Raw genomic sequence first — 15,244 nt, 5'->3', positions numbered from 1 at the left:
GGGGACCTGGGGGCGGCAGCCCCCAGGGACGCGACCCCACTCAGGTCGCCAGCGCCTCCTCCGGAGCCTCGCTGCGCACCGGCTCCGTCAGCGGCAGCGCCACCGTGGCCACCACGGCGACATCCCGGTGTGCCGGATCCCGTACCTCGCCGACCAGCAGCTCCAGTACGTCCTCCAGCGCCACGAGCCCGAGCACCTTGCCCGACGCGTCGGCGACCTGCGCGAGGTGCGTGGCGGCGCGGCGCATCACGCTCAGGGCGTCGTCGAGGGGGAGCTCCGACCGCAGGGTCGTCATGTGCCGCCAGATCTGCTGGGGCACCGCACGCTCGGACTCCTCCACGTCGAGGACGTCCTTGACGTGCAGGTAGCCCATGAAGGCGCCGTTCTCCGCGACCACCGGGAAGCGGGAGTACCCGGTGCGCGCGGTGAGGGCGACGACCTGGCCCGGGGTGACCGAGGCGCCCACGGTGACCAGGGACTCGCGGTCCAGGAGGACGTCCGTCACCGGGCGGGAACCCAGCTCCAGGGCGTCCTCGAGACGCTCCTGCTCCTCCGGGTCCAGCAGGCCGGCCTGGCCCGAGTCCTCGACCAGGCGGTTGAGCTGCTCGCTCGTGAAGACCGCCTCGACCTCGTCCTTGGGCTCCACCCGGAACAGCTTCAGGATCAGTCGCGCGCACGCGCCGAGAGCCACCGTGACAGGCCGGCACAGGCGGGCGAAGGCGACCAGTCCCGGGCTCAGCCACAGCGCGGTCTTCTCCGGCGCGGCCATCGCCAGGTTCTTCGGGACCATCTCGCCGATGACGAGATGGAAGAAGACGACGAGGGCGAGCGCGATGACGTACCCGAGGGGGTGGATCACGCCGTCCGGCAGGCGGACCGCCTCGAAGACGGGCTCCAGCAGATGGGCGACGGTCGGCTCGGCGACGGCGCCGAGCGTCAGGGAGCAGATGGTGATGCCGAACTGGGCCGCGGCCATCATCTGCGGCAGCCGCTCCAGTCCGTACAGGACCTGGCGGGCGCGGGCGGACTCCAGCGGCTCGATCTGGCTGCGGCGCACGGAGACGAGTGCGAACTCGGCTCCCACGAAGAAGCCGTTGGCGAGCACCAGGAGAACGGCGAAGAGGAGTTGGAGCACGCTCATCGGACGGCCTCCGGGGCGAGGGCCGCGTCCACGATCCTGACCAGCCGGACCCGCTCGGCGCGGTAGTGCCCGACCTGGCGCACCGAAAGGCGCCAGCCAGGAAGCTCCGCCCTGTCACCGGGTGCCGGGATGCGGCCGAGCAGATCGGCGACGAGACCCGCCACGGTCTCGTAGGGCCCCTCGGGCACATCCAGTCCTATGCGCTGCAGGACGTCGACTCGGCAGCTGCCGTCGGCGTCCCAGGCGGGCCGTCCCTCCTCGGGCGGCGCCACCGCGAGCTCCGGCAGGTCCTGTCCGTCGTGCTCGTCGCGGACCTCGCCGACGAGTTCCTCGACGATGTCCTCCAGGGTGACCACGCCCGCCGTACCGCCGTACTCGTCGACGACGACGGCGATGGGCTGCTCGCTGCGCAGCCGTTCCAGGAGCGGCTGCACGGGCAGCGTCTCCGGGACGAGCAGCGGGGGCTGGGCGATCCGGCCGACGGGCGTGCGCAGCCGGTCGTGCGAGGGCACCGCAAGGGCGTCCTTGAGATGGACCATGCCGACCACCTCGTCGATCCGCTCCCGGTAGACGGGGAAGCGGGACAGGCCGGTGGCCCGGGTGAGGTTGACGACGTCCTCCGCCGTGGCCGTCGACTGGAGGGCGCTGACCCTCACCCGCGGCGTCATGACGTGCTGCGCGGTGAGGCCGGCCAGCGAGATGGTCCGTACGAAGAGATCCGCGGTGTCCTGCTCCAGGGCGCCGGCCTGGGCCGAGTGCCGGGCCAGGGAGACGAGCTCGCCGGGGGTGCGGGCGGACGCCAGCTCCTCGGCGGGTTCGACGCCGAGTGCCCGTACGAGCCGGTTGGCGACCGTGTTGAGCGCGGCGATCACCGGCCGGAACAGGCTGGAGAAGGCGTGCTGCGGGCCCGCGACGAAGCGGGCGACCTGCAGCGGCTTGGACACCGCCCAGTTCTTGGGCACGAGTTCACCGACGACCATCTGCACGGCCGCGGCGAGCAGCATGCCGGTCACCACGGCCACGCCGGACACGGCGCCCTCGGGCAGGCCGAGCGCGGTGAACGGTCCGTGGAGCAGCTTGGCGAGCGCCGGTTCGGTGAGCATGCCGACGACGAGCGAGGTGATGGTGATGCCGAGCTGGGTGCCGGAGAGCTGGAAGGACAGCTCCTTGAGCGAGTTGACGACGGTACGGGCCCGTCGGTCGCCTTCGGCCGCGGCCTTCTCGGCGTCCGGCCGCTCGACCGTGACGAGGCCGAACTCCGCCGCCACGAAGAAACCGTTGGCGAGGATCAGCAGGAACGCCGCCGCGAGAAGCAGCAGGGGGATGGTCATGCCGCCGCCTCGATGGGTCGGGAGGGGGCGGCGCAGGTACTACAGGACGATCCGTCCATCGCTGGAGGGAGTCACTCCTCGGGTAGCAGGGAGCCTCTGAAACCGGGTGGCACGTCAGTGGCGGAGGCGCGACGAGAACGCCTCCGCCAACAGGTTAATCAAGACATGGGCCCGGGGGGCAGGGTGGAAGGCCGAGAGTCAGCCGTGATGTTGCTCCGGGTCGCCGATGGAGCGGGCCTCGGCGAGTGCCCGCAGGGCGCGGGCGTCGTCGATCGCGCGCTGTCGGGCGATGCCCGGCTGGATGCCGAGCGCCGGAAGACTGGTGCCGTCACTGAGGTTGAGGAACACCCAGGGGTCGCCGGGGCGCAGGTTGACCTGGAGGATCTCCGCCCAGTCCAGGTGCCGGCTGCTGGCGATGTTGACGACTGTGACTCCGCTCTCATCGGCGACGACCTTGGGCCGGGACAGGAGCAGGAGGACGCCGAGCAGCAGCGCGGCGGTGAAGACGAAGCTGACGCGCTCCCCCGGGCTGAGCTGCTCCAGGAGCATCGCGACCGTCGTGATGACCACGAAGATGGCGACGCCCGCGGTGAGCAGGACGGCCCGGGTCCGGGACGGCCGGAACGTGACGGGAAGTACGGGGAGGTCGGACATGGTTCGGGCGGTCCTCAGAGGCGGCAGGCGTGGATGGCCGTGGTCAGGATGGCCCGTGCGCCGAGCGCGTACAGGTCGTCCATGATCCGCTGCGCCTCCTTGGCGGGCACCATCGCGCGGACGGCCACCCAGCCCTCGTTGTGCAGCGGCGAGATGGTCGGCGACTCCAGACCGGGAGTGAGCGCGACGGCCTGCTCCAGGTGCTCGGCGCGGCAGTCGTAGTCCATCATCACGTACGTGCGTGCGACCAGGACACCCTGCAGGCGGCGCAGGAACTGCTGGACCTTGGGCTCGGCGTCCTCGGCGGTGTCGGCTTCGACACGGCGGATGACGACGGCCTCGGACTTCATGATCGGCTCGCCGAAGACCTCGAGGCCCGCGTTGCGCATCGAGGTGCCGGTCTCGACGACGTCCGCGATGACCTCGGCGACACCGAGTTCGATCGCGGTCTCGACGGCGCCGTCGAGGTGGACGACGGAGGCGTCGATGCCGTTGTCGGCGAGGTGGCCCGCGACGATGCCCTCGTAGGAGGTGGCGACGGTCAGGCCGGCGAGGTCGTCGACGCTCTTGGCGGTGCCGGGCTTGCCGGCGAAACGGAAGGTGGAGCGGGCGAAGCCGAGCGGGAGGATCTCCTCGGCCCTGGCTCCGGAGTCGACGAGCAGGTCGCGTCCGGTGATGCCGATGTCGAGGCGGCCCGAGGAGACGTAGATCGCGATGTCGCGGGGGCGGAGGTAGAAGAACTCCACCTCGTTGCCCGGATCGACGATCCTGAGCTCCTTGGCCTCCCGGCGCTGCCGGTAGCCGGCCTCATGCAGCATCTCCGCCGCAGGTCCTGACAGGGAACCCTTGTTGGGGACGGCGATGCGCAGCATGAGGTCGGCTTCCTTCGTTCGTGCGTACGTCTGTCGGTGTACGTCGGCTGGGGTGTGGGCGCGGCTCAGAGGTGGGCGTACACGTCGTCGAGGGAGATTCCGCGCGCCACCATCATCACCTGGACGTGGTAGAGGAGCTGGGAGATCTCCTCGGCGGCGGCGTCCTTGCCCTCGTACTCGGCGGCCATCCAGACCTCGGCGGCCTCTTCGACGACCTTCTTGCCGATGGCATGGACGCCCTTGCCCACCAGCTCGGCGGTGCGTGAGGTGGCGGGGTCGCCGTCGGCGGCCTTCTGCTGGAGCTCGGTGAAGAGCTCCTCGAACGTCTTCTTGGACATGGTGCCGCCCACCCTACGCGCCCGAGCCGGTGTCTCAGTGCCAGGGTTCGGATACTGAGCGCAGTGTGGCCGCGGTCGCCACGGCGGCCGTCACCGCCTCGTGCCCCTTGTCCTCGTGGGAGCCCTCGATGCCCGCCCGGTCCAGGGCCTGCTCCTCGGTGTCACAGGTCAGTACGCCGAAGCCGATGGGGACGCCGGTGTCGATGGAGACCTGGGTGAGGCCCTGGGTGACGCCCTGGCACACGTATTCGAAGTGGGGTGTGCCGCCGCGGATGACGACACCGAGCGCGACGACGGCGTCGTAGCCGCGGCCCGCAAGGACCTTCGCGACGACCGGGAGCTCGAAGCAGCCGGGGACCCTCAGGAGGGTCGGCTCGTCGATTCCCAGCTCGTGCAGGGCCCGCAGCGCGCCGTCCACGAGGCCGTCCATCACCTTTTCGTGCCACTGCGCCGCGATGACCGCGACGCGCAGGTCGCCGCAGTTGCGTACGGACAGTTCGGGTGCACCCTTGCCGCTCACGTCTCTCCTCAGTGCCTTGTGCCGTGTTGCCGGTTGTGCCGTTGTCACTGGATCCGGTTGTCACTGGATCCGGCTGTTGCTCGATCTGACTTGCTCGATCTGACTGTTACTGGATTCCGCGGGAGTTGCCTCCCGCGGGTGTCACTGGTTGCCGCAGGCGGACGCGGTGGGCGTCTCCAGCCAGGGCAGGTCGTGGCCCATCCGGTCCCGCTTGGTGCGCAGGTAGCGGAGGTTGTGTTCGCCCGCCTGGACGGGCATCGGCTCCCGCCGGGTGACCCGGAGGCCGTACCGGACGAGCGCGTCGGTCTTGTCGGGGTTGTTGGTCAGCAGACGCACGCTGTGGACGCCGAGGTCCTCCAGGATCCGCGCGCTCGCGCCGTAGTCGCGGGCGTCGGCGGGCAGGCCGAGTTCGAGGTTGGCGTCGAGAGTGTCCCGGCCGCGTTCCTGGAGCTCGTAGGCGCGCAGCTTGGACAGCAGTCCGATGCCCCGCCCCTCGTGTCCGCGCAGATAGACGACGACACCACGGCCCTCGGCCTGGATGCGCTGCAGGGAGGTCTGCAGCTGGGGGCCGCAGTCGCAGCGCAGCGAGTGGAAGACGTCGCCGGTCAGGCATTCGGAGTGGACGCGGACGAGGACGTCCTCGCCGTCGCCGATCTCGCCGTGGACGAGGGCGACATGCTCGACCCCGTCGGCGGTGGAGCGGTAGCCGTACGCCGTGAACTCGCCGAAGGCGGTGGGGAGCTGCGTCCTGGCCTCGCGGCGGACCGCGGGTTCGGCCGGGGGTGTTCCCTGGTCGAGCGGGGCCGGGAGCTGCGGGGAGCGGCGGTAGGCGACCAGGTCCTCGATGGAGATGATGGTCAGGCCGTGCTTGCGGGCGAACGGGATGAGTTCGGGAAGGCGCAGCATGCGGCCGTCCTCCCCCGCGATCTCCACGATGGCGCCCGCGGGGCGCAGTCCGGCGAGCCGGGCCAGGTCGACGGCCGCCTCGGTGTGGCCGTTGCGGACGAGGACGCCGCCGGGCCTGGCGCGCAGCGGGAAGATGTGGCCCGGCCGTACGAAGTCGCCCGCTCCGGCCTGGCCCCCGGCCAGCAGCCGGAGGGTGGTGGCGCGGTCGGCCGCGGAGATGCCGGTGGTCACGCCGTGGGCGCCGGAGGCGTCGACCGAGACCGTGAACGCCGTCCTCATCGACTCGGTGTTGTTCTCGACCATCTGGGGGAGCTGGAGGCGGTCGAGTTCGTCGCCTTCCATGGGTGCGCAGATCAGTCCGCGGCACTCGCTCATCATGAACGCGATGATCTCGGGGGTCGCCTTCTCGGCGGCGATGACGAGGTCGCCCTCGTTCTCCCGGTCCTCGTCGTCGACGACGACGATCGGCCGGCCCGCCGCGATGTCGGCGATGGCCCTCTCGACCGGGTCGAGCGCGAAGTCCGAGGCGTCCTGCTCGTGGCCGGTGCTGTACCAGACGGGGGCGGCGGTCATGCAGGGACTCCTTCCAGGAGGGGCTGCCCGGCCTTGCGGGAGCGCAGCCACCAGTCGCGCATGCCCCACAGGACGAGCGCGCCGTAGACGACGTAGACGAAACCGGAGAAGGCGAAGCCGTTGGCGAAGTTGAGCGGGACGCCCACCACGTCGACCAGCAGCCAGGCGAACCAGAACTCGACCATGCCGCGTGCCTGGGCGTACATGGCGATGACCGTGCCGACGAAGATGTAGGCGTCCGGCCAGGGGTCCCAGGACAGCGACGGGTACACGTGGAACAGGGCGCTCACCGCGAGGGTGCCGACGGCGGCGGCGCCCAGCAGGCAGGCACGTTCGCGCCAGGTGGCGAACCGTACGGCGACGGTGCCGCCCTGGCCCCGGCCCCGGCCGCGGTTCCACTGCCACCAGCCCCACAGGGCGACGACGATGACCACGAGCTGCTTCCCGGCGCTGCCGGAGAGATGGGCCGAGGCGAAGGCCGTGAGCAGGACGACGCCGGACAGCAGCTGGACGGGCCAGCTCCAGATCGAGCGCCGCCAGCCGAGCGCGAGTCCGATCAGGCCGATCACGTTGCCGATCATGTCCGACCACTTGATGTGCTGTCCGAAGAGTGTGAACGCCTCGGAGTTGAGCCAGTTCACGGCCGGCTCCCGGAGGTGTCCGGCAGCGCGGCCGGCTGTTCGCCCCGCGCGCCGAGCAGCCGCTCGACGTACTTGGCGATGACGTCCACCTCGAGGTTGACCGGGTCGCCGGGCTGCTTGCGGCCGAGCGTGGTCAGGTCGAGGGTGGTGGGGATGAGGCTGACGGTGAAGTGGTCCGGGCCCGCGTCGACCACCGTCAGGCTGATGCCGTCGACGGTGATGGAACCCTTCTCGACCACGTACCGGGTGAGGTCCGCGGGCAGCGAGATCTTCACGATCTCCCAGTGCTCGGACGGCTTGCGCTCGATGACCGTGCCGGTGCCGTCGACATGCCCCTGGACGATGTGTCCGCCGAGGCGGTCACCCACGGCCATGGGGCGTTCTAGGTTGACGCGGGAGCCGACGGTGAGGGCACCGAGGCTGGAGCGGTTCAGGGTCTCCGCCATGACGTCGGCGGTGAATTCGTCGCCCTCGTGGTCGACGACCGTGAGACAGACTCCGTTCACGGCGATGGAGTCGCCGTGCTGTGCGCCCTGCGTGACGACGGGTCCGCGCAGGCGGAAGCGGGAGGCCTCGTCGAGATTCTCGACGGCGGTGACCTCACCCAGCTCTTCGACGATTCCGGTGAACACTTCCCGGGTCCTCCTGCCTCATGGGGCACGGACTCCGGGGCCTGTCGATGACGACAGAGTGAAACGGGCTACGGCACCGGGAACGATGCCGAAAGGGGACCTGTCCCGAAGGACACGTCACGACAACCGGCAGCGCGCACGAATGCCCGCCCGCCGCGCACTGCCTCCCATCCGGACTTTAACCGTCGGTCCAGGAATTTCACCTGGTCAACCGGCCGCTGGAAGCGACCGGGTCGCGGACTGTAACCGCCGGTTCGGACTTTCACCGACCCCGGAGTGCGCTGCTTCTGGTACAGCATCAGTGTGCCACGCCCTGTCCATGCCCATGCGGGTGAAGTTCTGTGGGGTGCCTCACAGGGTGTCCGAATGGACTTCCGGGGCGGCACCGGGGCGGTCAACTGCCGTGACGGCACGCACACTTGACGGCGGTACGGATATTGGTCCATACCTATTGACGGTCTGGTCTAGTCCTCTTTAGTGTCGGCGATCAAGGTTTGCGGAAGCCGAGGTGGCCTACCCGCCCCCTGAGCGACCCGGCGGCGGTGACGGAGGCCCTTGCCCGCCGCCGGGTCTCCCCACCGGGGAGAGACACCCCGCCGCGCGCCTCCGGAAACTCCGGCGAGCGCCTCCGGGAACTCCGCTCCCGGGCCCCCGGCTTCCCCTTCCGGCCGCGGGGCGGCCGGGGCCGGCGCGAGACGTCCGGGAACGGGCGGGGCGGCACGGCGGATCACCGCGGATGCGGTGCGAACAGGTCGTCCTGGGCCGACTCCCGGGCGGTCAGGAGGGCGCCGCGCAGCACCGCGCCGCCGCCCAGCGAGCCGGCCCGCACCTCGGCCGGCAGCGGGGACATCCGGGCCAGCCGCTCGCCGACCCGCGCGGCCAGCGCCTCCCCGCCCGCCTGCCCCACCTCACCGCCGAGCACCACGCAGCCGGGGTCGAGGACGGCCACGACGGACGCGGCGCCCACGGCGAGGCGGTCGGCGAGCGCGGAGAGGAAGCGGTCCGCGAGGCCGTACAGGAAGCGGTCGGTGCCGGCGGAGGACGCGGCCGCCACCGCCACGCGCACCAGTGCCGCCGCCCGTGGTTCACCGGGTGACTCCGCCGCCTCCAGCCCGTATCCCGCGGCGAGTTCGGCGATCGCGGCGGCTCCGGCCAGCGAGTGGAAGCCTCCCTCGCAGTCCGTCGCGGACGGCAGCGTGGTGGTGCCCGGAACCGGCAGGAACCCGATCTCGCCGGTGCCGCCCGAGGCCCCGCGGCGGAGTCTGCCGTCGAGGACGACGGCCGCACCGGTGCCGTGGCCGAGCCAGAGGAGGACGAAGGTGTCCCGGTCCCGGGCCGCGCCCTCGCGCTGCTCGGCGAGGGCGGCGAGGTTCGTCTCGTTCTCGACGATGACCCGGGCGGGCAGGCGCTCCTGGAGGGCCGCGACCAGGCGGCGGTGCCATTCGGGCAGACCGGAGGAGTCCCGGAGTTCACCGGTGGCCGGGTCGATGAGGCCGGGCGCCCCGATGCCGACGGTGTGCAGCCGCTCGGCCCCGGCCTCCTTCGCGGCCCGCTCCACCAGGGCGACGGCCTGCTCGACGGCGGGCCCCGTGCCGGCGTCGTCCGCGATGGGCACCGAAGCCCGGGCGAGCTCCGCGCCCAGCAGGTCGGCGACGACGACCGTGACGCCCTCGGTGCGGACGTCCAGGGCGGCGAGCTGCGCCCGGTCCGCGACGATCCCGTACAGCCGGGCGTTCGGGCCGCGCCGCTGCTCCCCCGACTCCCCCACGACCGAGATGAGTCCGGCGGCGGTCAGCCGTTCGACGAGGTCGGCGACGGTGGGCCGGGACAGGCCCGTGAGCTGCTTCAGCTGTCCGGCCGTCAGCGGGCCCTCCTGCTGCAACAGCCGCAGGGCGAGCCGGTCGTTGATGGCCCGGGCCGTGCTCGGAGATGCGGGCATGCCGGGATCTTCCCAGATCACGGAATCCTCCCAGATCGGCGGGGCCCGCAGGCGCGGGACCCGGGGCGTGAGGCCGTCGGCCCCGACGGCCGGGATATCGCCTATCTATCAGGCAGGGTCCCTGATAGTTTACGGCGGCAGCATGGAGAGCGGAGCCGGGAGGGCGGGAATGACAGGGACGACGGGAATACCGGGTGACGTGGTCCAGGACGCGGCCGCGGTGAAGCGGGCCCGGTACGCCGTGGCCGCCGTGTTCGCGGTGCACGGAGCGGTGACGGGCTCGTTCGCCACCCGCGTGCCCTGGATCCAGGACCACGCGTCCGTCAGCACGGGCCAGCTCGGACTGGCCCTGGCGTTCCCGGCCGTCGGCGCCTCCCTGGCCATGCCGTTGGCGGGCCGGATCAGCCACCGCTTCGGCGCACGCGCCGCGCTGCGCGGTCTGATCTCTCTGTGGACGCTGGCGCTGGTCCTCCCGTCCATCGCGCCGAACCTCTACACCCTGTGCCTGGCCCTCTTCGTCTACGGCGCGACGGCGGGCATGGCGGACGTGGCGATGAACGCGCTCGGCGTCGAGATCGAGAACCGTCTCGGCAGGTCGATCATGTCGGGGCTGCACGGCATGTGGAGCGCGGGCGCGCTGGTCGGATCGGCGGGCGGCACCCTCGCCGCGCATCTCGGTTCGGACGCGCGTCTGCACCACGTTCTGGCGGCCGGGATCCTGACGGTCCTGGGGCTCACCGCGTGCCGATGGGTCCTGGACCTGCGGCCGACCGAGGACGAGGTCCCCCCGCCGCGCTTCGCGCTGCCGCCGAAGTCGGCGCTGCTCATCGGCGCGATCGGCTTCTGCGCCGTGTTCGCCGAGGGTGCGAGCCTGGACTGGTCGGCGGTCTACCTCAAGGACGAACTCGGCACCTCCGCCGGGCTCGCGGCGGCGTCGACGACCGGCTTCATGCTGACCATGGCGCTGGCCCGGCTGGTGGGAGACGCCGTGGTGAACCGGTTCGGCGCGGTGCGCACCGTGCGGGCGGGCGGCGCGCTGGCCGTGCTCGGCGGCCTGCTCATCGTCGTCGCGGGCAACCCCGCGGTCGCCATGGGCGGCTTCGCGCTGCTGGGCCTCGGGATCGCGGTCGTCGTCCCGCTCTGCTTCGCCGCGGCGGGTCACGCGGGGCCCAACCCCAGCCAGGCCATCGCGGGCGTCGCCACCATCACGTACACCTCGGGTCTGGTCGCGCCGAGCGCGATCGGCTCACTGGCCCAGGCGACCAGCCTGGTGGTGTCGTTCGGACTGGTCACGGTCCTGGCGAGCGGACTCGCCGTGTTCGCGGGTGTGCTGCGCGCGGGTGAGCGCGACCGCCCGAAGGTCAGTCGCCCGAGCGCAGCAGTTCCCGGCCCACGGCCCTGAAGCGGTCGCTCCACGACGTCGGACGCAGCGTGCCCGCGTCGAGCCGGACCAGGACCCGGGTCCCCTGTGCGTAGGTGACCGCGCCGTCGGCCGAGCAGAAGCGGAAACCGTACGTCAGTCCGGTGTTGCCGAGCCGCTCCAGCCACAGGTGGACGGCGTACGCGCCGGGCCGGTCGACCGGTGCGTCGTAGCTGATCCGGAGTTCCCTGACCGCGTTGCAAGAGTCGCCCGCGGCCTCCCAGTCGCCCTCGAAGCCGAAGCCGTTCTCGTTCCAGAGCGCGCTCCAGGCGCGTTCGACCAGCACGGGATAGCGGGCGTTGTGGAGCAGCCCCAGCGCGTCGAGGTCGTCGAAGTGGACGGTGACGGGGAGCAGCCTCCCGTACGGGAGGGCGGGGGCGACGGGGGCTTCGGCGGTCACGGGCGGGACTCCTGAGGGTGCCGGGAGGGGCGGTGGGGGCACCCCATCCTAAGCAGCCGCTCAGGAGCCCCTGATCAGGGTGTTCGCAGGCCGGCGGGTCAGCCCGCGATCGAGTCGAGCTGCTCCGCGGCCGGCCGCAGCGCCCAGAGGTCGCCGCCGGGCGGCGCTTCCAGCCGCGGCACGGCGGCGCGCGCCGCCCGGTCCCCCGCGTCGGCCGCCGCGTGCACGACGTCGCTCGCCGCGAAGCGGTGGAACTCCAGTTCCGGGTACGGCCACGGGGCGGCTCCCGTGGCGGCCGGCAGCAGTTGGTCGACCGCCTTGAACAGGCTCTGCCCGTCCGGCCCCCGGTACGCCCACAGGTCCACTCCGACGTGCCGGCCGATGGCCGCGAGGCGGGTGTAGGCGACGAGGTCGAAGGTCGAGTAGTGCCAGCTGCGGGTGCGGGTGAGTTCCTGGGGCTGGGTGCCGTCGGCGGCGATCTGCGGGTCGATGCGCCTGGACCGCGCGTCGAGCACGGTCCGCCGGGCCAGGTCCCTGTCACCGGTCGCGTACGCCAGGGCGGCGAGCTGCATGTCGTAGAAGGTGCCGTGGTTGTTCGCGGCGGCGCCCTCCGCGGCGCCGAAGTCGCTGTCCACCAACCAGTCCCGGAAGTCCGTGTTCCAGGAGCGCATGGCCGTGCGGTCGGTCCTCGACCAGCCGGGGGCGCCGGTGTCGAGGATCGCGACGGTGTCCAGGACGCTGGTGTAGGACTGCGAGAAGTCGATGATGCCGATGGCCCGGCCGTCGTACTTGCAGGGGATGAACTGCCCGTGGTCCAGGTTCGGGTTCATCCGGGTGGACGGGGCGAGGAACCAGGTGCGCAGGACGGCGGCGGCCTTCTGGGCGTACCGCTTCCGGCCCGTGTAGTACCAGGCGAGCGCGAGGTCGTACGTGGAGTCGAAGACCTTCTCGACGTCCTGGCGGTCGGTGCCGGTGTCGACCTCGGGGTTGCGCTGCCCGTCGCGCTGGACGTACGGGCAACCCCAGGGGTTGTCGGCGGTCGCGGGCTGCGAGGGCCACCAGTACGGGGCCTGGCTGAGGTAGTCGTGGACGTCGCCGCCGGGGGCGGGCTTCGGCTTGTCGACGACCGTCCAGGGGCCCTGGTCCAGCCAGCCGTCGGCCCGGGCCGTGAGGTTCGCGACCGCGTGCCGGAGTCCGGCGTCGCCGTGGTCCAGACGGATCTTCGTCCGTTGCAGGCGGGCGCCGTCGAGGACCGCGGTGGCGGGGGCCCTCGGTGTCGAACGGCCCGCGTGGGCCGAGGCGGTGGCCGGGACGACGGCGGCCGCGAGGACGACCACGGCCGCCAGGACCACGCCCGCACGGGATCTTCTGCCCATCGAACACTCCGATCAGATATGTGAACGTTGTTCATGAGTGGGACCGTGCGAGCGTAGAACCGGCAGTTAGCCCTGACAATGGTCCGGACCGATTCACGGACAGAGAAAGCGAAGTCGCACCATGGATCTCGGCGTCCGCTGGAAACTGCACGGCGACGGCCGCAACCCCGCGCCCGGAGCCGTCGTCCGCCCCGATGAACGCCTCTCCTGGCCGCGCACCGTCGGGCTCGGCGCCCAGCACGTGGTGGCGATGTTCGGGGCGTCCTTCGTGGCACCCGTACTGATGGGGCTCGACCCGAACCTCGCGATCATGATGTCGGGTGTCGCGACGGTCATCTTCCTGCTCGCCACGCGCGGCCGGGTGCCCAGCTATCTCGGCTGTTCACTCTCGTTCGTGGGCGTCGCCGCGATCATCCGCGCACAGGGCGGCACCAGCGCGACGGTGACGGGCGCGGTGTTCGTCGTGGGCGTCGTCCTGTTCCTGGTCGGGCTCGCCGTGCAGCGGTTCGGGGCACGGATCATCCACGCCGCGATGCCGCCGGTCGTCACCGGCGCCGTCGTCATGCTGATCGGTTTCAACCTGGCTCCGGTGACCGCGTCCACGTACTGGCCGCAGGACCAGTGGACGGCGCTGCTCGTGATGCTGTTCACGGGGCTGTCCGTGGTCTGCCTGCGCGGTTTCTGGTCCCGGGTCGCGATCTTCCTCGGCCTGGTGTTCGGATACATGCTCTCCTGGGCCTGCGACCGCATCTTCGGGAAGATCCACTCGGTGGACGCGGGCGGCAAGGTCACCGACCACTGGCGACTGGATCTCTCCGGTGTCGGCAGGGCGGACTGGATCGGGCTGCCGCACTTCCACGGCCCCTCGTTCCAGTGGTCGGCGATCCTCGTCGCGCTGCCGGTCGTGATCGCGCTGGTCGCCGAGAACGCGGGTCACGTCAAGGCGGTGGGCGAGATGACCGGCGACTCGCTGGACGACAGGCTGGGCACCGCGATCTCCGCGGACGGCGCCGCCTCGATGCTCTCCACCGCGGTCGGCGGGCCGCCCAACACCACGTACTCCGAGAACATCGGCGTGATGGCCGCGACACGCGTCTACTCCACCGCCGCCTACTGGGCCGCGGCGGGATTCGCCCTGCTGTTCGGCGTCTGCCCCAAGTTCGGCGCGGTCGTCGCCGCGATCCCGGGCGGCGTCCTCGGGGGCATCACCGTCATCCTGTACGGCATGATCGGCCTGCTCGGCGCCCAGATCTGGCTGCACGGCCGGGTCGACCTGCGCAATCCGCTGAACCTGGTGCCGGCCGCGGCGGGCATCATCATCGGCGTCGGCGGTGTCACGCTGAAGTTCACGGACAGCTTCTCGCTCAGCGGCATCGCGCTCGGCACCCTTGTCGTGATCACCGGGTACCACGCGCTGCGGGCGATGGCGCCGGCCCATCTCAAGACCGAGCGGCCGCTGCTCGACTCGGGCACGTCGTCCTACGACGAGGACAGCGCCTCCGAGGGTCCGGACCAGCGCGCCGGCTCATAGGCGGCGACGATCCGGGCCGCCGCCATCCCCGCCACCATCACGGCACGCTCCGGCCCGCACGGGCCCGCTCCCCCCGCGCGCGCCCACGCGCGGGACACGTACGCCCGGCACCTGTCGCTCCCCCGCTCACGACACTCCCGGCGGGGGCGATTTCCCCCGTTCTGGGGACGCGCCCGGCCAGGCGGCACGCCCACCGGGCCTCGGCTGGGACCCTTCCCCCATGGCGCAGTTGGAGCAGTTCACCACTCCCGTGCACACGGTCGTCTCCCGGATGCGGGCGCTGGAGGCGACCCTGCCCGAGCGGGACGGGGTCGCGGTCTTCAACCGTGTCTACCTCACCGTCACCGAGGAGATCGACCGGCGCCTGGACGCCGGGGAGTTCCCGGATCCCGGGGCCGCGGTCACCCTGGACGTACGATTCGCCGAGCGGTATCTGACGGTGGCCGAGGAGGGGTGTCCGCCCGCCTGCTGGCGGCCGCTGCTGCAGTTCCGGCGCCATCCCGGAGTACTCCCCCTGCAGTTCGCGCTCGCGGGCGTCAACGCGCACGTGGGACACGATCTGGCGCTGGCCGTCGTGGACAGCTGTCGCACACTCGGCTGCGAACCGGCCGACCTGGAGGACGAGTTCGAGCGCGTGGGCGACCTCCTCGTGTCGATGGAGGAGCGCGTCCGCGAGGAACTGATGCCGGGGCCCGACCTCCTGGAGGTCGCCGACCCTCTCACCCATCTGCTCGGCGCGTGGAGCCTGGAACGCGCGCGCGACGCCGCCTGGTCGGCGGCACGGGCCCTGTGGGCGCTGCGCGGACTCTCCGGCCTCGCCCGCGAGTTCGAGGACCGTCTCGACGCGGCCGTGGGCCTGACCGGACGGATGATGCTGACCCCGCTGGGGGACCGAACCGGCCACTGTGGAAGGTAAGGCGGTGAACCTCCCGGTGATCGCTGTACGTTGACCGGACGGCTCACCGATGTG

At 71.6% G+C, this 15,244-nt stretch carries 15 protein-coding genes and 1 riboswitch; of the genes, 3 read left to right on the top strand and 12 right to left on the bottom strand.

The annotated features are described in order from the left end of the window. Positions 1 to 40 precede the first annotated feature (40 nt). From ABZV34_RS24435 to ABZV34_RS24390, 10 genes are all read right to left on the bottom strand, one after another. The gene (locus ABZV34_RS24435; RefSeq protein ID WP_356280413.1) at positions 41 to 1,141 is read right to left on the bottom strand and encodes a hemolysin family protein; all 1,101 of its coding nucleotides are present in this window, start codon (positions 1,139 to 1,141) and stop codon (positions 41 to 43) included. After that, positions 1,138 to 2,472, bottom strand: coding sequence for a hemolysin family protein (locus ABZV34_RS24430; RefSeq protein ID WP_356280411.1), 1,335 nt, complete (start codon positions 2,470 to 2,472; stop codon positions 1,138 to 1,140). The genes ABZV34_RS24435 and ABZV34_RS24430 overlap by 4 nt, the downstream gene beginning before the upstream one ends. Positions 2,473 to 2,670: 198 nt before the next feature. After that, complete coding sequence (locus tag ABZV34_RS24425) at positions 2,671 to 3,126, bottom strand: PH domain-containing protein (RefSeq protein ID WP_356280409.1); 456 nt, start codon at positions 3,124 to 3,126, stop codon at positions 2,671 to 2,673. A gap of 14 nt (positions 3,127 to 3,140) precedes the next feature. Next, positions 3,141 to 3,998, bottom strand: coding sequence for an ATP phosphoribosyltransferase (hisG, locus tag ABZV34_RS24420; protein ID WP_356280406.1), 858 nt, complete (start codon positions 3,996 to 3,998; stop codon positions 3,141 to 3,143). Between the two features lie 65 nt (positions 3,999 to 4,063). Continuing rightward, positions 4,064 to 4,336 (bottom strand): phosphoribosyl-ATP diphosphatase, encoded by a 273-nt coding sequence (locus ABZV34_RS24415; protein ID WP_356280403.1) that lies wholly within the window; start codon positions 4,334 to 4,336, stop codon positions 4,064 to 4,066. Positions 4,337 to 4,370: 34 nt separating this feature from the next. Beyond that, the gene (gene ribH, locus ABZV34_RS24410) at positions 4,371 to 4,856 is read right to left on the bottom strand and encodes a 6,7-dimethyl-8-ribityllumazine synthase (RefSeq protein WP_356280400.1); all 486 of its coding nucleotides are present in this window, start codon (positions 4,854 to 4,856) and stop codon (positions 4,371 to 4,373) included. A gap of 141 nt (positions 4,857 to 4,997) precedes the next feature. Further along, a complete protein-coding gene (locus tag ABZV34_RS24405; protein WP_356280397.1) occupies positions 4,998 to 6,335 on the bottom strand; it encodes a bifunctional 3,4-dihydroxy-2-butanone-4-phosphate synthase/GTP cyclohydrolase II in 1,338 nt (445 codons plus the stop codon). Continuing rightward, a complete protein-coding gene (locus ABZV34_RS24400) occupies positions 6,332 to 6,976 on the bottom strand; it encodes a nicotinamide mononucleotide transporter family protein (RefSeq protein WP_356280394.1) in 645 nt (214 codons plus the stop codon). Before ABZV34_RS24400 ends, ABZV34_RS24405 begins: the two co-directional genes overlap by 4 nt. Next, complete coding sequence (locus tag ABZV34_RS24395) at positions 6,973 to 7,608, bottom strand: riboflavin synthase (protein ID WP_356280391.1); 636 nt, start codon at positions 7,606 to 7,608, stop codon at positions 6,973 to 6,975. Before ABZV34_RS24395 ends, ABZV34_RS24400 begins: the two co-directional genes overlap by 4 nt. A 153-nt stretch (positions 7,609 to 7,761) precedes the next feature. Next, positions 7,762 to 7,892, bottom strand: a riboswitch (FMN riboswitch). A gap of 443 nt (positions 7,893 to 8,335) precedes the next feature. Continuing rightward, positions 8,336 to 9,547, bottom strand: a complete 1,212-nt coding sequence (locus ABZV34_RS24390) for an ROK family transcriptional regulator (RefSeq protein WP_356280388.1) — start codon at positions 9,545 to 9,547, stop codon at positions 8,336 to 8,338. Between the two features lie 169 nt (positions 9,548 to 9,716). Here ABZV34_RS24390 and ABZV34_RS24385 point away from each other — a divergent pair, with 169 nt between their 5' ends. Next, positions 9,717 to 10,949, top strand: a complete 1,233-nt coding sequence (locus ABZV34_RS24385) for an MFS transporter (RefSeq protein ID WP_356280385.1) — start codon at positions 9,717 to 9,719, stop codon at positions 10,947 to 10,949. On the opposite strand, the gene ABZV34_RS24380 is transcribed toward ABZV34_RS24385, so the two are convergent. Both ABZV34_RS24380 and ABZV34_RS24375 read right to left on the bottom strand, forming a co-directional pair. Then, positions 10,909 to 11,367: a thioesterase family protein gene (locus ABZV34_RS24380; RefSeq protein WP_356280383.1), complete on the bottom strand. Its 459-nt coding sequence runs from the start codon at positions 11,365 to 11,367 to the stop codon at positions 10,909 to 10,911. The two genes, ABZV34_RS24385 and ABZV34_RS24380, sit on opposite strands and share 41 nt — an antisense overlap. A gap of 98 nt (positions 11,368 to 11,465) precedes the next feature. Beyond that, on the bottom strand, positions 11,466 to 12,743 hold the full coding sequence (locus ABZV34_RS24375; protein ID WP_356280380.1) for an alginate lyase family protein: 1,278 nt from the start codon (positions 12,741 to 12,743) through the stop codon (positions 11,466 to 11,468). 121 nt (positions 12,744 to 12,864) lie between these two features. On the opposite strand from ABZV34_RS24375, the gene ABZV34_RS24370 reads away from it, so the two are divergent. Together ABZV34_RS24370 and ABZV34_RS24365 are read left to right on the top strand one after the other, a co-directional pair. Next, positions 12,865 to 14,274 carry a solute carrier family 23 protein gene (locus ABZV34_RS24370; RefSeq protein WP_356280377.1) on the top strand — a complete coding sequence of 470 codons (1,410 nt, stop codon included), beginning with the start codon at positions 12,865 to 12,867 and terminating at the stop codon, positions 14,272 to 14,274. A 220-nt stretch (positions 14,275 to 14,494) separates the two neighbouring features. After that, positions 14,495 to 15,190, top strand: coding sequence for a DUF5995 family protein (locus ABZV34_RS24365; RefSeq protein WP_356280374.1), 696 nt, complete (start codon positions 14,495 to 14,497; stop codon positions 15,188 to 15,190). Positions 15,191 to 15,244 lie beyond the last annotated feature (54 nt).

The organism is Streptomyces sp. NPDC005195, from assembly GCF_040608315.1.
Classification (GTDB): domain Bacteria; phylum Actinomycetota; class Actinomycetes; order Streptomycetales; family Streptomycetaceae; genus Streptomyces; species Streptomyces kaempferi.
This window is presented reverse-complemented; position numbering and strand designations above follow the sequence as displayed.